This is a genomic window from Aureispira anguillae, from assembly GCF_026000115.1.
GTDB classification, from domain to species: Bacteria; Bacteroidota; Bacteroidia; order Chitinophagales; family Saprospiraceae; genus Aureispira; species Aureispira anguillae.
The window spans coordinates 922,446-936,327 of sequence record NZ_AP026867.1; the positions used below are offsets into that span (position 1 = coordinate 922,446).

General features: G+C 37.6%; 7 protein-coding genes. 4 read left to right on the top strand and 3 right to left on the bottom strand.

What is annotated here, in order from left to right:
- Position 1: 1 nt before the first annotated feature.
- The 3 genes from AsAng_RS03330 to AsAng_RS03340 form a co-directional block, all read right to left on the bottom strand.
- Positions 2–1,036 carry a DNA cytosine methyltransferase gene (locus AsAng_RS03330; RefSeq protein WP_407655322.1) on the bottom strand — a complete coding sequence of 345 codons (1,035 nt, stop codon included), beginning with the start codon at positions 1,034–1,036 and terminating at the stop codon, positions 2–4.
- A 201-nt stretch (positions 1,037–1,237) separates the two neighbouring features.
- On the bottom strand, positions 1,238–2,272 hold the full coding sequence (locus AsAng_RS03335) for a sterol desaturase family protein (protein ID WP_264791366.1): 1,035 nt from the start codon (positions 2,270–2,272) through the stop codon (positions 1,238–1,240).
- 304 nt (positions 2,273–2,576) lie between these two features.
- Complete coding sequence (locus AsAng_RS03340; protein ID WP_264791367.1) at positions 2,577–3,536, bottom strand: sulfurtransferase; 960 nt, start codon at positions 3,534–3,536, stop codon at positions 2,577–2,579.
- 436 nt (positions 3,537–3,972) lie between these two features.
- Here AsAng_RS03340 and AsAng_RS03345 point away from each other — a divergent pair, with 436 nt between their 5' ends.
- The 4 genes from AsAng_RS03345 to AsAng_RS03360 all read left to right on the top strand — a co-directional run bounded on the left by AsAng_RS03345 (position 3,973) and on the right by AsAng_RS03360 (position 13,670).
- Positions 3,973–4,641, top strand: coding sequence for a vWA domain-containing protein (locus AsAng_RS03345; RefSeq protein ID WP_264791368.1), 669 nt, complete (start codon positions 3,973–3,975; stop codon positions 4,639–4,641).
- Positions 4,642–5,089: 448 nt separating this feature from the next.
- Positions 5,090–5,956: a PP2C family serine/threonine-protein phosphatase gene (locus tag AsAng_RS03350; RefSeq protein ID WP_264791369.1), complete on the top strand. Its 867-nt coding sequence runs from the start codon at positions 5,090–5,092 to the stop codon at positions 5,954–5,956.
- Between the two features lie 65 nt (positions 5,957–6,021).
- On the top strand, positions 6,022–8,232 hold the full coding sequence (locus tag AsAng_RS03355) for a protein kinase domain-containing protein (RefSeq protein ID WP_264791370.1): 2,211 nt from the start codon (positions 6,022–6,024) through the stop codon (positions 8,230–8,232).
- A 506-nt stretch (positions 8,233–8,738) separates the two neighbouring features.
- Entirely contained in the window at positions 8,739–13,670 is a 4,932-nt protein-coding gene (locus tag AsAng_RS03360) for a PKD domain-containing protein (protein WP_264791371.1), read from the top strand.
- Positions 13,671–13,882 lie beyond the last annotated feature (212 nt).

Genomic DNA, 13,882 nt, shown 5'->3' on the forward strand with positions numbered 1-13,882 from the left:
ATTATTTTGAAGAAAGACCTTGTAAAGAAGTGGCATGAGTTACCGCATTCGCTTCCAATTGTTGTTTTATATTTTCGGCTAGAAATTTGGCTAAATTGACAGGGACAGCATTCCCAATCATTTTGTACCCAGCTGCAATCTTTTTGTAATGAAAAATAAAATTGTCAGGGAAGGTTTGAATTCTCGCACATTCTCGCACACTTAACCTTCTGTACAAGTCCTTTTTTTCAGGAACAAAGATGCGTACATTTTTTTCTACCAGTTTCATTTTTGGAGCCTGCGGGTGAATGGGCGCATGTCTTCCTCCTGCTTGAATCGTAAACGACTGCTCGTCCCATGTTCGAACTCTATTTCTAGACATATACATGGAGGAAAAGCCCCCAATCATATATTCATGATTAGGAAATTTACAGCGCTCACCATTGGTATGGTTCATTTCTAAGGCGGGGAGTACATTATCTTGCAAATCCCCAATAGCAGCTTTGAGTGATATTTTAGGAAAGGAAAGGTCTGGAAATTTAAACGTAAAATTTAAATCTTTTCGGATGCCAATAAAGAAAACCCTTTTTCGATCTTGTGGGACATTGTAGTCGCTTGCATTGAGCAATTTAAAAGATAGCTCATAACCTAAGCCTGCGTTTTTGAACATCTTTTTGATGTTTTCTAAGGCTTGGCTGTGTCTAGGCAATAACATGCCACTAACATTTTCTGCTAAAAAAAACTTAGGTTGCTTGGCTTCGAGAATTCGAATGAAATCAAAAAACAATTGTCCTCTTTTATCTTCCAAGCCTCTTAAGGCTCCTGCTTCACTCCAACTTTGGCAAGGAGGACCACCAATAATGCCATCACATTCGGGCACCTCATCGGCCTCCACCTTTGTAATACTCCTTCTATCTAGAATAGTATTTAAATGATTTTTTTCATAAGTTTCCCAGATGTCCTTATCGTACTCATTAGCCCAAATTACATCAAATCCAGCTTTTTCGAAACCTAAATCTAATCCCCCTGCACCTGCAAAAAATGAAACTATTTTCATCATATAACTAATCTTGTTTTCCTTTTAATAGGCTTATTGAACTCAATATTATTTGTAAGCACTATCCCATCTCATGGGTCATAATTTTAACAAAGATATTCCGTTCTATTGAGAAAAACAAACAATTTGTTTTTAGAGTTCTTAGAAATAATTTTTGTGTGAAAAAGAAAAATTATTAGATAAAAACGCAAGTACGCAAAATTACGGAGCTTCTTGGTTTGTTTCCTTACCATTCCAACCATGAATTAATTGCCCACCAAAATCATGTGGAAACTCCTCTAAACCAGGAAATCCTAGACGAATATCACGCCCTGAATGGGGGATGTGGTTGGTGCCAAAGATATAGTCCCAACAACTGAGGGTAATTCCAAAGTTAATCCCATTGGGTTTGTCGCTCGGAAGTTCGTAAGAATGGTGCCAGATGTGCATTTCTGGACTGTTAAAAATATATTTAATAATTGGGCTAATGGCCAAACCAACCAAGGCAGAAATACCAACAATGGCTAATCCTCCAATTCCAGAAGCTTCAACAGCAACAAAAGCGATAAATAAACCAATTAAAGTTCCGAAGCCAAGTCCTTTGACCCATTCGGGGAATTTAGCATTAGCATGGTTATAATGACCAACGATTAGCGTAAAAATATGAATGATAAAGAAGTCGTTCAGCCCAATTCCAATTAGAGCCAGTGGCAAGTATTCTATGCTTTTATACACGACATTTTCCATCCAATGATAGCGTAAATGTGCGGCAAATCCCATTTCTTCTACAGAGTGGTGTACTTTGTGGAATTCCCAAAGAAAAGAACTACTATGTAAAAGACGATGCACCCACCATTGTACAAAATCTCGAACAATAAAACCTAAAAGAAGATGCACCCAGATGGGCATGGCTTGTACTTTTATGGCGACTAAGTTGTGGATACCAACCAAGGCTAAAGCATCTGTAAATAGATTGACAACTACATTAGATGCGGCTTGAAAAATAATGAGTGAAAAAATGAAAAAATTAAAAAACATGTAAAAAGCATCCAACCAAAAATCTTTGCGAAATTTAGCTTGGTTCTTGCGCCAAGGACTTGCTATTTCCAACAAAAAGAAAACCACAGAGATCAAAATTAGTAGATAAAAGTAATTTTGCCAAAGTGGCTTGTACGTATAACTTAGCGTGATTTCATCGACCAAAAAATGGTAATAACTAGAATAGGTATCGGTTAGAATTTTTAAATAATCACTCATGTTAATTTTGTTAAATCAAGGAAATAGCAAACGGTTGGAGAAGGTAATCAATTAATTTGTAAATTTTAACTGCGTACAGGACAAACTATAAAACGAAACGCTCACGAGGAACGAAGTGAGCTAGTAGCTAAACAGGTAAAGGCTACTTATAAAGTACTGTTTAAGCTAAAACTATGTTTCGATCTTAGATTTTAGACCGTTTTGTTTTTAACACAGCACCTAAGAGCACAGCGATCTAAAAATAGATAAAAGCTGCCCCAATTTTAATTTTTACAAAAATCATCGGCTATAGAACCTATATTATTTATAAACCTACAGAAATAGGCAAATTTTTATGATAACTCCATTCTATCCAAGAGCCGTCATAATTAGCAACATCAGAATAGCCAAGAAGTTCGCGAAGAACAAAAGTAGTATGTGCAGAGCGCACACCAGATTGGCAGTAGACAATAATTTTTTTGTCTTTAGGAATCTTTTTGAATCGAATCGTTAGCTCTTTGAGCGTTCTGAAAATACAAGAGTGTTCATAAGCAATTGCTTCAGAATATTCCAAATGTACAGCACTAGGAATATGCCCTGCCCTAAAAGCTCCATCTTTGATGGTTTTGCCTGTAAACTCATCTAAGGATCGGCAATCTAATAAGAAAACATCGTCATTGTCTATTGCAGCCAAGACTTCTGCCTGATTGGCTTCCAATTCTGGGCGTTTTTTATCTGCAAAGGTAAACTTTGCTGCTTTTTTTGGCGTTGGTGCTTGGCTAATCCATCCCTTGGGGCTATTAAGAAGCCCTCCATTGAGCAAATAAGTATTGGAATGGCCATAGACAGACAACATCCACCAGAGGCGAGCAGCATCAGGATTCCCTTTTGCATCGTACAATACAATTTTACTTTTGGCAGTTGCTCCTAAAGCACCCATAATTTTGGCAAGCGCTTCTTTTTCTAACATCATTCCTCCGAACGGAAATGCAGTACTGCGTATATCTGGTCGCCATAGGTGATGAGCACCTCTTAAATGCCCCTTTTGATAAGCTTCCTTTTTGCGAACGTCAATCAGGATAACCTCAATTTGAGGATCTTCTTGCCAAGATAAAAGTTGCGCAGGGGCTATTAGATGCTCCATATAAGGATATTCATCGAGGCTATTGGGTTGGCTAGAAACGGTTTTGTTGAGTTTAGGAGTAGTTTGTTGGGGGGGCGTTGCATTTTCACAGCCTATTAGAAATGCTGTACAAATAAGTAGGACTAAATAATGGGAATGCATATTTTTATTTTGAAGGTGAAAAAATAAATGCAACTGAAATTGGATTTGCTGAATAGGGCAATTGTGGGAATGGTTTGGAATGAAGTATTTGTGTGGTCAAGAAAATAGTAAAAAATATATAATTGGTTTATTTATAGGGGATTTTTAACTGTTCTTTAAGAATCGTATTTTTATTTTGGAAAGCAGGCAATACAATCTTTTGAACTAGGTTTTGTTAAGAAAAATAAAAATCCGTCCACTATTCTTAAACAAGAAGCAGCGCATATTTTGATTCCTTGATGAATATTGTATATTTGTTATATACCTATGGTTTCTTTTAGAAGGAACTTTTTGGGTAGTATTACTATTTATAATAGTGTAAGTACTGTTATAAAAAATAGTATTTCAATTATTGATTTGTATATATTTGACTGTTGGCTAAGAAAATTAAATAAGAATGAGTTACTTCCATGGAGAAACCCCTGATAATTATGAGCAAAAATGCTTGTGTACACTAGTTTTAGATACTTCTGGATCTATGAGTGGCGCTGCTATTAGAGAATTGAATCGTGGGTTACAAGAATTTTATGCTGCAATAGAAGAGGATTTAATTGCTGCTAACCGTTTAGAGGTTGGTATTGTGACCTTTGGTAGTAGTATCAAAACAATTCAAGACCCAGCACTGATTGATAATTTTGACATGCCTACGTTGACCGTAGCAGGAACAACTCGTTTGGTGGATGCTGTGCGAGAAGCGATGCGAAAGACAGAGCAACGTAAACAATGGTATAAAGAAACAGGACAACCTTATTATCGTCCAATTATTGTATTAATTACGGATGGAGAGCCAGATCGAGATCAAGATGTAAATGGACTTTCTTCAGAGATTCAATCTGCTGTAGATGCTAAGAAATTTACATTTTGGGGCTTGGGTGTCAAAGGATTTAATCAGCATGTTTTGAATGAAATTTGCCCTAATTCTGCTCCTGCAATTCCATTGTCAGGGTACAAATTTGCAGAATTTTTCAAATGGCTAAGCAATAGTATTGGAATCATTACCAAATCTAAAGAAGGGGATAGTATAGAACTTCCTCCTGTTAGCGATTGGGCACAAATGAAATTTTAAGGTAAACTTAAGCAAGGATAATAATTGGATAGTGGAGCAATGTTGCCTCATTATCCTTTTGGTTTTTAAGCTATGCAGGAAAATGTAGAAGGATACAAAACTACGAGGACTTAATTAGTTCGAAAATTAGTGTAGAAAATCCTGCATTAAACTGTTGAATCTGTGTACAGGACAAAACAATTGGAATTAAATAAAGTAAGGGTTTAGTTGAGCTATTTTAAGATTTTAGATTTACCTATGCCGTTGATGTATTAGATCAAGCCTGCTCGATCATTACATTCATATTTTTAGATGTTAGACCCTACTAAGCAGTTATAGGGGCTAACATCTAAAAGCAAAGCGGTCTAGGATCTAAGATTGGAATATAGGTTTTAGCTTAAACCGTACTTTATAAGTAGCCTTTACCTGTTTTGTTCTGTATATAACTGTTGAATATTAAACTGATAAAATGTCTAGTGATAAAAATAACTCTAATTGGATAGTAGCTTATGCTTCTGTTATTGGTAATGGTCATATTTTAATGAATCTACCTTGCCAAGATAGTTGCGCTCACCAAAGAATTAACGATACTTGGGGAGTGGCAGTAGTGGCGGATGGAGCAGGTTCGGCGGCACATTCTGATATAGGTTCTGATTTTGTGGCTCGCAATATGGCACATTGTTTAGAGGAAATTGTAAAACGAGAAGAGTGGAAAACCGCAGATCGCTTGCCAACGGAGGAAGTGTGGCGAACAGAAGCGCTTAAGGCACTTCAGATTGTTCGACAACGATTAGAACAATTTGCAACCGCCAAAGAACATAAAATTCCAGATTTAGCCTGTACGGTTTTGGCGATTTTATACGCTCCTTTTGGTATTTTGACAACGCATATTGGTGATGGACGTGCTGCTTATTCTGTTGAAGAAGGAAAATGGGAGGCTTTAATAGAGCCTTTTCGTGGGAGTGAGGTAAATGAAACGGTATTTATTACTTCTAACATCTGGACGACAGAGGGCGTTGATCTCTATATTCAATCGGGGATTGTCAAAGGAGATATTCGTGCTTTTGCTTTGTTGAGTGATGGTTGCGAAAATGGGTCTTTTGAGGTAAACGTTTGGGATGAAGAAAATGAAAAATATCACGATCCTAATCGACCGTACAACAAGTTTTTTGAGCCGAATCTAAGAGGTATGCTTCAGCTAAAAAAAGAAAATAAACCTCAGGAGGAAATCAATCAGATTTGGGGAAGCTTTTTGACCGAGGGAAGCAAGCAGTTTAAACACGAAACGGATGACAAAACAATGATTCTTGGTGTTGCTGTTCCCAAAGAACTATAACAGACCTTAAGGCTGTTTGTCCGATTAACCCCAATTCAAAATACGCTAATTCTCAGTTTTAGAACGTGCCAAAACAATTCTACATAAAAGCAATCAATCAAGCTATTGTAATTCATGATACTCCCTTTGCTTCAGGGGGAGAGGGCGAATTGTTTGAGGTATTGGCTCCTGCGGAGCTTAAGAATACTGTTGCAAAAATTTTTCATCCTTCTAAACGTGATGCTGAAAAGGAGGCAAAGATCAATTATTTACTCAAGAACCCTCCTAGTTTTGAGGGGAGTCCTACGGAGCATCCTATTGTTTGGGTTAAGCATATTTTACACAATGCTAAAGATGAGTTTGTTGGGTTTTTAATGCCTAAGGCAACAGGTGAAAAGTTAGAAATTTTGACTTCACCCAAATTGCCAAAGTATCTTGGTAAAGAGTGGAATCGATTTAAACTAGGGGGAAACGAAGCATTGCGGTTGAGACTAAAGGTTTGTTACAACTTAGCAGCAGCCTTGCGTACCATCCATGCCACAGGAAAATATGTACTGGTTGATTTGAAACCAGATAATATCCTAATTAAAAGCAATGGTGTGGTTGCTATTGTTGATACCGATTCGATAGAGGTTATAAAGGATGGAGCAACGTTGTTTCCTGCCACAGTAGCGACTCCTGAATACACACCCAATGAATATTATGCAGGCATTCAGCCAGGCAAGGTTTTGATTAATACCTCTTGGGATAATTTTAGTTTAGCGGTTATTTATTATCGAATGTTATTTGGGGTGCATCCCTATGCTGCTACTGCTAAGGCGCCTTACAATAACATCAATGCATTGGGCGATAAAATCAAACATGGGCTTTTTGTTCATCATCCTGATTTGGTCAATCAATTTGTAGTAGTTCCTCCTCCGCATCGAGCTTTTGGAAAACTGGATGGACAACTGCGTAGGTTATTCTTAAAAACCTTTGTAGATGGTTATGAAAACCCTGAAAAGCGCCCTTCAGCAGAAGAATGGGGGCAGGCATTGCTTAATAATCCTTTATTGCTAACGAATCGACCGTTGCCTTCCAAAGCACTCAAACTCGAAGAAATCAATGATAAAAATTGGTATGTTTTGGCTTTGGAAAAGGCGCTACGAGAACAGAATTTGCAATTGCCGAAAGAAAAGAGCAATAAAAAAGCAACATTGCCCACTCATTATACCACCCAAGCTTTGTTGCAAGAAGCAATGACTTATTATAAACAAGCTGCTACTGCTATTTGGAAGGTTGCTCGTTATGCAGGGATGGTTATTATGGTGGTTATGACCTTATTTATTGTCGCAACTATTGTGGGTGGGGCTCCTTTTGGCGATGTTGTCTTTGCATTGGATTCGATTTGGATGGTTATTACGTTCTTACCAAGTTTAATTATTCAAATTGGGGGCTTTGGTTTACTTTTTTTATTCGCAATTAGTCCTTTTTTGATTGCTACTTTTCGGCAGTTTACAGGGATGGCAAAAGATAAAACACAGGCCGTTCGAAAAAATTGGATTGGTAGCTTCTCTTTTACCGATGCCCAAAAGCGAAAAAGCTTAGAAGAGCTGCAATACACGCTTTATAATCAACGAACAAAAACCAAACAGCGATTAAGAGAAATTAAAAATGAATTGATTGTTTGGTCTCAAATAAAAACAACTAAGGAAAAAGAATTTTTCAAAAAAAATAATCAAAAGATAGTTGAGTCCAATCAAGAAATATCAAATCAATTAAAAGCAGAAAAAAGAGCCATTCAAGTGCAGGATGAAAAGGCTAAGGCATTGATGATTGAGGAGGCGAATGTTATCAAAAAATTGCGCAAAAGTTCTCAACAACAATTAGAGGAGCATCCTGTCTATTCTACCATTAAAGGCAAAACGATTCATCAGAAAATGGCTTTTTTGTCCAACGATCAGGGAACTGAAAACTCAAGAATAGATGCTAAATCTATTTGGGCAGAATTGCAACAATTAGAACAGCAACTAAAAAATAGCTTGCAAGAGATAAAGGATAGTTATGACAAAAAGCATGCGGTCTTATTAGGAGATACCAGCCAATATAAAATTAGAATTGACGACTTGGTAAAGGGATCTGTTGACAATATGCGCCAAAAAACTAGAATTGATTCTCAATTGATGGATAAGAGCTTTAAACGTTTGCTCAAAAGTATCAAGAGCCTAAGGCTAGAGGTGGACAGCAAGGAGTCTGAACTGGAAGCAATAAATAGTGAAATTAAGTTGTTGAAGGACGAATTGAGAAGGTATATGTAGTTTTTATTACACCTTTGAATTAGTGAAAATGCCTGATTTTTAGTGATAAAAAAATAAATAAAAGCCTGACTTAAACAGGGTTTGATGAATGCTAATTACCCACTTTATTCTGATAAGTCCTATTTATTGTTCTTGCGCTCCCTGAAAAAAAATGGTAGGTTGTGTTGATTTCTAGGGTTTCTTTACGTTATAAAAAACATAAATGTATTAGATCCTGTTGCAATAGGAAAAATACATTTTTAGCTAATCCCCCTGTTGTCGTAGTGTAATAGAAAAACTAAAAAAGCCACGAAGTATTATAAATAAAACTCCAATTATTTAATCCAGAATAATAGTACAAGAAAATAGAGCAAAAGACAAGCAATGGGTTGATTCGTAAAATTAATCCCCAATAGAATTTTAGAGGAAATAATTTTTTTGTAGTTGTTTATTCTGATAGAGCTATAAATATTTATAAACGAAGTGCTGTGTTCAGTATTAAGTAGATAGATATTTACACATATACTATGAAAAAGAACTACTATTACACCCTAAGTTGCTTGATTTTAATGTTTGTGTTCATTCAGAATCTATCTGCTACCCATATTGTGGGAGGGGAGATGAATTATCGTTGTTTAGGAGGTTCGCAATATGAAATCACATTGACGGTTTATCGAGATTGTGAAACAAGTGTCGTACTATTTGATGATCCCGCTATAATTGGGATTTATGATGGAAACAATGTTGCTGTGCAGACGCTAAATGTTCCGCTCAAAAACGAATCTATGCTTAATGCTACATTAGCAGATTCTTGTTTGGTTGCTCCTCCTTCTGCTTGTATAATGCAAGCTATTTATATAGATACCGTAACCCTTCCCGTTATAGCGCAAGGCTATGTTATTTCTTATCAACGTTGTTGCCGTAACAATACCATTGTAAATATTTTAGGTCCTGGGCAAACAGGAGCAACTTACTTTATTGAAATCACAGAGACAGCGCTATTGTCTTGCAATAGCAGCCCTGTTTTTAGGGATTTGCCCAATATATACTTGTGTCAAGGAGAGCCACTTGTCTTTGATCATTCTGTTGTTGATTTGGATGGAGATTCTATTGTTTATGAACTTTGTTATCCTTATTCGGGAGCTTCCCCAGCAGCTGCTACTTCCAATTCACCCCCCCCTTACAGTCCTGTTATTTTTAATACTCCATTCAGTGTTTCTGCAATGTTAGGCACAACAGATTCACTAAAAATTGACGCTTCCACAGGCATTTTAACAGGAACGCCCTATATTAATGGTGTATTTTTGGTAGGAGTTTGTGCCAAAGAATATAGAAATGGCGTTTTATTATCCACAACCATACGAGATTTTCAATATAAAGTAGGAGCGTGTCAACCTGCTTCCGTTGCTCAATTCGATCAAAGTTTTCATAATTGTGACGATTTAGAATATCAATTTTTTAATACCAGTACGCTAAATGTTGGGGGATATTTTTGGGATTTTAACGGCCTTGGAACCTCTACCGCTGCCAACCCTATCTTTACCTTTCCCAATCAAGGGATTTATACCATAACGCTAATTGCAGGGGCAGGTACACCTTGTGCAGATACGACTGTTGGAACAATAGATGTACAAATTAGAACCATTGATTTATCCATTTCTCCGCCTCAATTGGTCTGTGCAGGCGATACCGTTAAGATTGGTGTTGTGGATCAGTATGCTAGTATTACAGGGCCATCAACTTACTCTTGGGGACCTGCCAATCAAATTATAAGTGGTCAAGGAAGCGATAGTGTTACGATTGTTGCCAGTAACAATTTGACGGTTTTTGTCAGTGGGGTCAATAGTCACAGTTGCCAAAACTCTGCTATTACAACCATTACGACACTTAACAAAAATGTAACTTACGATACACTTCGTCCCATTTGTAATACTTCTTTGACGGTAGATTTTCAAAACCCTTTTTCTTCCAATCCAGCTTTAACCGATTATAGGTGGGATTTTGACGGCTTAGGGACATCTACCGCTATTCACCCATCCTTTACCTTTCCAGATACTGGGAAATATGATGTTGTTTTATTAGTAGGCCCGACTGCTACTACCTGTGCCGATACATTTTATGTACATGTTGATTTAGAATTGAGCGGTTTGGATTTAACGCCTTTAAACCCATTGTTTCCTCTTTGCGGAGGTGATTCATTGTGGCTGAAGGTAGAAAATAGCTTCAAAGATTATTCAGGGGCTACTATTTATAACTGGACTCCGAATGCTATGATTGCAGCAGGGCAAGGCACCGATAGTGTCTTAATAATTGGGCAACAAGATGCGACCATAAAGGTTTATATAGAAAATAGCTACGGATGTGCAGATTCTTTGCAGACGATGCTAAATGTAACAACAGTACAAGCTTCTTTTGATACAGTTTCTGTTCGTTGTAATACTTCGTTGATTGTTCCTTTTCAAAATACTTCAATAACCAATCCGACCAATAATAATTATCGCTGGGTTTTTGATACCTTAGGAACTTCAACGGCTATTAACCCTACTTATACCTTCCCCGATACGGGGTGGTATACGATTCAACTTATTGCTGGCACTACATCCATTCCAGGGCTTGCAGGCTTATGTCAAGATACCGCAACGTTAGCACTTTATTTGCCTTTGGAAGGCATCGATTTGCAGGCGATAGCGCCTATATCGGGGTGTACTAGTGATTCTATACATCTAAAAGCAGTTGATTTATTAGATGTCTACTCTAGTTCTACACAGTATGTTTGGACTAGTACAGGAAGCCCAATTTTAGCAGGGCAAGGAACCGATAGCATTTTTTTGATGCCCAATCAAACAACAACAGTTTCGCTAATAGCGACCAATAATTATGGTTGTTCAGATACCATTTCTACTATAATTGATGTGACGAATATTCAAGCGGGATTTACCCCTCTGCTGGACCCTTGCAATACTACTTTTGACGTTGATTTTCAGAATGCGACCAATACCAATTTATTGGGGATTAATTACCACTGGGATTTTGGAGGGTTAGGAACTTCCACAGGAGTGAACCCAACGCATAGTTTTCCAGATACAGGAATTTATACCGTCACTTTAATTGCGGGCGTTGGAAATGTTTGTGTGGATACGATTAGTTCTACGGTGCAAGTTGTATTACAAGGAGTGGATTTACAAGCTATAGCCCCTCAGACAATTTGTAATGATGGATTAGCGAACCTCAAAGCAATTGATCGCCACGATGCTTATTCAAGTACAACACAATATACTTGGACAGTCAGTAATGGAAACCTTTTGACAGGGCAGGGAACCGATAGTATTTTAGTTGATCCCAATCCCAATTCGTCAACAGTTTCTGTTTTGGCAACGAATAATTATGGTTGCTCAGATACAACATCTACTACTATACAGGTTGATGTTGTAGAAGCCTCGTTCGATTCTTTGGAACTGCCTTGTAACACTTCTTTGGTGATACCTTTTGTTAATACAAGTACCACGAACCTAGCAGGGGTTAACTATCACTGGGATTTTGGAGGGTTAGGAACTTCTGTAGGGGTAAATCCTACCTATACTTTTCCAGATACAGGAGCTTATACCGTAACCTTAATAGCAGGTCAAACAGGACAATGTACGGATACGATGTCTATGGATGTTTATCTGCCTTTGGAGGGAATTGATTTGCAAATAATGCCCAGTCAGACCATTTGTGAAGGGGATTCTACTTGGTTTAGGGTCACGGATTTGTTAGCAGCCTATTCGAGTTCAATACAATATACATGGAATAGTACAGCAACAATACTAGATGGGCAGGGAACGGATAGTGTGTTGGTAATGGCTACTTCTAATTCCAATCTTGCGGTTGTTGCAACCAATAATCATGGCTGTTCGGATACGACTACAGCAGATTTAAATGTGTTGATTGTTCATGCTAACTTTGAACTGGATACCGTCCTTTGTAATACATCACTAACGGTTGATTTTAGAAATAGATCAACAACAAATCCTCAAAACAATCTATATGAATGGGACTTTGATGGTTTGGGAACTTCTACTGGAATTGACCCAAGTTTTACCTTTCCAGATACAGGAATATATACAATAAGCTTGGTGGCAGGATTGGGCAATATTTGTCCAGATACCTTGGTGCAGACGATTGATTTAAAGTTGGACGGCTTGGTTTTACAAAACCTTCTTCCTATAACAGTTTGCCAAGGCGATACCGTTGGATTTAGAGCCATAGATCAATTGGATGCTTATTCTAATACAACCCAATATTTATGGGAGCCTACAGCTTCTATTGTATCAGGGCAAGGGACGGATAGTATTTTATTGGTTCCTATGAATAGCCTTCAGTTGGAAGTGGTGGCAACGAATAATTGGGGCTGTTCAGACTCTACGTTTACTACTGTAGATGTTCGCATAGTAGAAGCTGCTTTTGATTCTATTGATTTAGATTGTAGTTTAAATTTGGAAGTGCCTTTTCAAAATACATCTTTTGTTAATACAGGAACAACAGCCTATGCTTGGAGGTTTGATAATCTAGGAACTTCAACACAAGAGAATCCAACGTACACCTTTCCAGATACAGGAGTCTATACCATTCGTTTGATTGCCGATGCAGGGTTATTGTGCCCCGATACCGTAGAGCAACATATTCATGTAGAATTAAAAGGGTTGGAGATAACGGCGACCAATGCACAGGTTTTTTGCGCTAGGGATACTGCTTTGCTGGTTGCTACCAATCTTTACGAAGGTTATAGTAATTTTACAACTTATGATTGGGAACCTTCTCATTTGATCCTTTCGGGGCAAGGAACGGACAGTACGAGGGTTACGATCCCTTCTAATACAACATTTACAATAATCGGAACCAATGCTTTTGGTTGTAAAGATACCACGCAAGCAACAGGAACCATCCAATATCCTACCCCAACTTTAGCAGTAACGGTATCGCCAGATAGTATTTTTGTAGGACAAACGGCTGATCTAAGTGCCACCGATGACTTAAACTATAATTACTTTTGGACGCCCGATACGACCTTGAGTGCCTATGATGTTTATGATCCAGTTGCTAGACCAAGAGTCACTACGACTTATTATTTGACGGTAGAAAATGAATATGGTTGCCAAAATAATGATTCTGTAACAGTTATTATACGACAGCCTATTTGCGATGGCCCACTTGTTTTTATTCCTTCTGCTTTTTCGCCTGATGGAGATGGTCATAATGATGTCTTGATGGTGAATGGGAATAATATAGAAAGCATGACCATGGTTATTTTTAACCGTTGGGGGCAGAAGGTGTTTGAAACCAACGATCAAAATAGAGGTTGGGATGGAACATTTAAAGGAAAAGAATTGGCTCCCGATGCCTATGGTTATTACATGAGATGTACCTGTAAACAGGGAGGAGAGTTGCAGTTAAAAGGCAGTATTACCTTATTGAGATAGTAGGGGCTAACTTTTGGAGCATTACAGAGAGGGAAAAGATATAGTGAACAATTACACCTTGGCGTTTTGCTGTTTTTTAGGATGAAATCATAATTATACTGAATTAAGTTATATTTTGAACAACTTGAATAGGAATGTAAGATAATTACTACTTAGTAATGTATAAATCTTTATGAAAAAATGTTATCTTCAAACGTTATTGCCTCAATTAG

Excerpts from the sequence above, each read along its gene's own strand:
- AsAng_RS03330 (WP_407655322.1), bottom strand. The coding sequence starts at position 1,036 with ATGAAAATAGTTTCATTTTTTGCAGGTGCAGGGGGATTAGATTTAGGT.
- AsAng_RS03335 (WP_264791366.1), bottom strand. The coding sequence starts at position 2,272 with ATGAGTGATTATTTAAAAATTCTAACCGATACCTATTCTAGTTATTAC.
- AsAng_RS03340 (WP_264791367.1), bottom strand. The coding sequence starts at position 3,536 with ATGCATTCCCATTATTTAGTCCTACTTATTTGTACAGCATTTCTAATA.
- AsAng_RS03345 (WP_264791368.1), top strand. The coding sequence starts at position 3,973 with ATGAGTTACTTCCATGGAGAAACCCCTGATAATTATGAGCAAAAATGC.
- AsAng_RS03350 (WP_264791369.1), top strand. The coding sequence starts at position 5,090 with ATGTCTAGTGATAAAAATAACTCTAATTGGATAGTAGCTTATGCTTCT.
- AsAng_RS03360 (WP_264791371.1), top strand. The coding sequence starts at position 8,739 with ATGAAAAAGAACTACTATTACACCCTAAGTTGCTTGATTTTAATGTTT.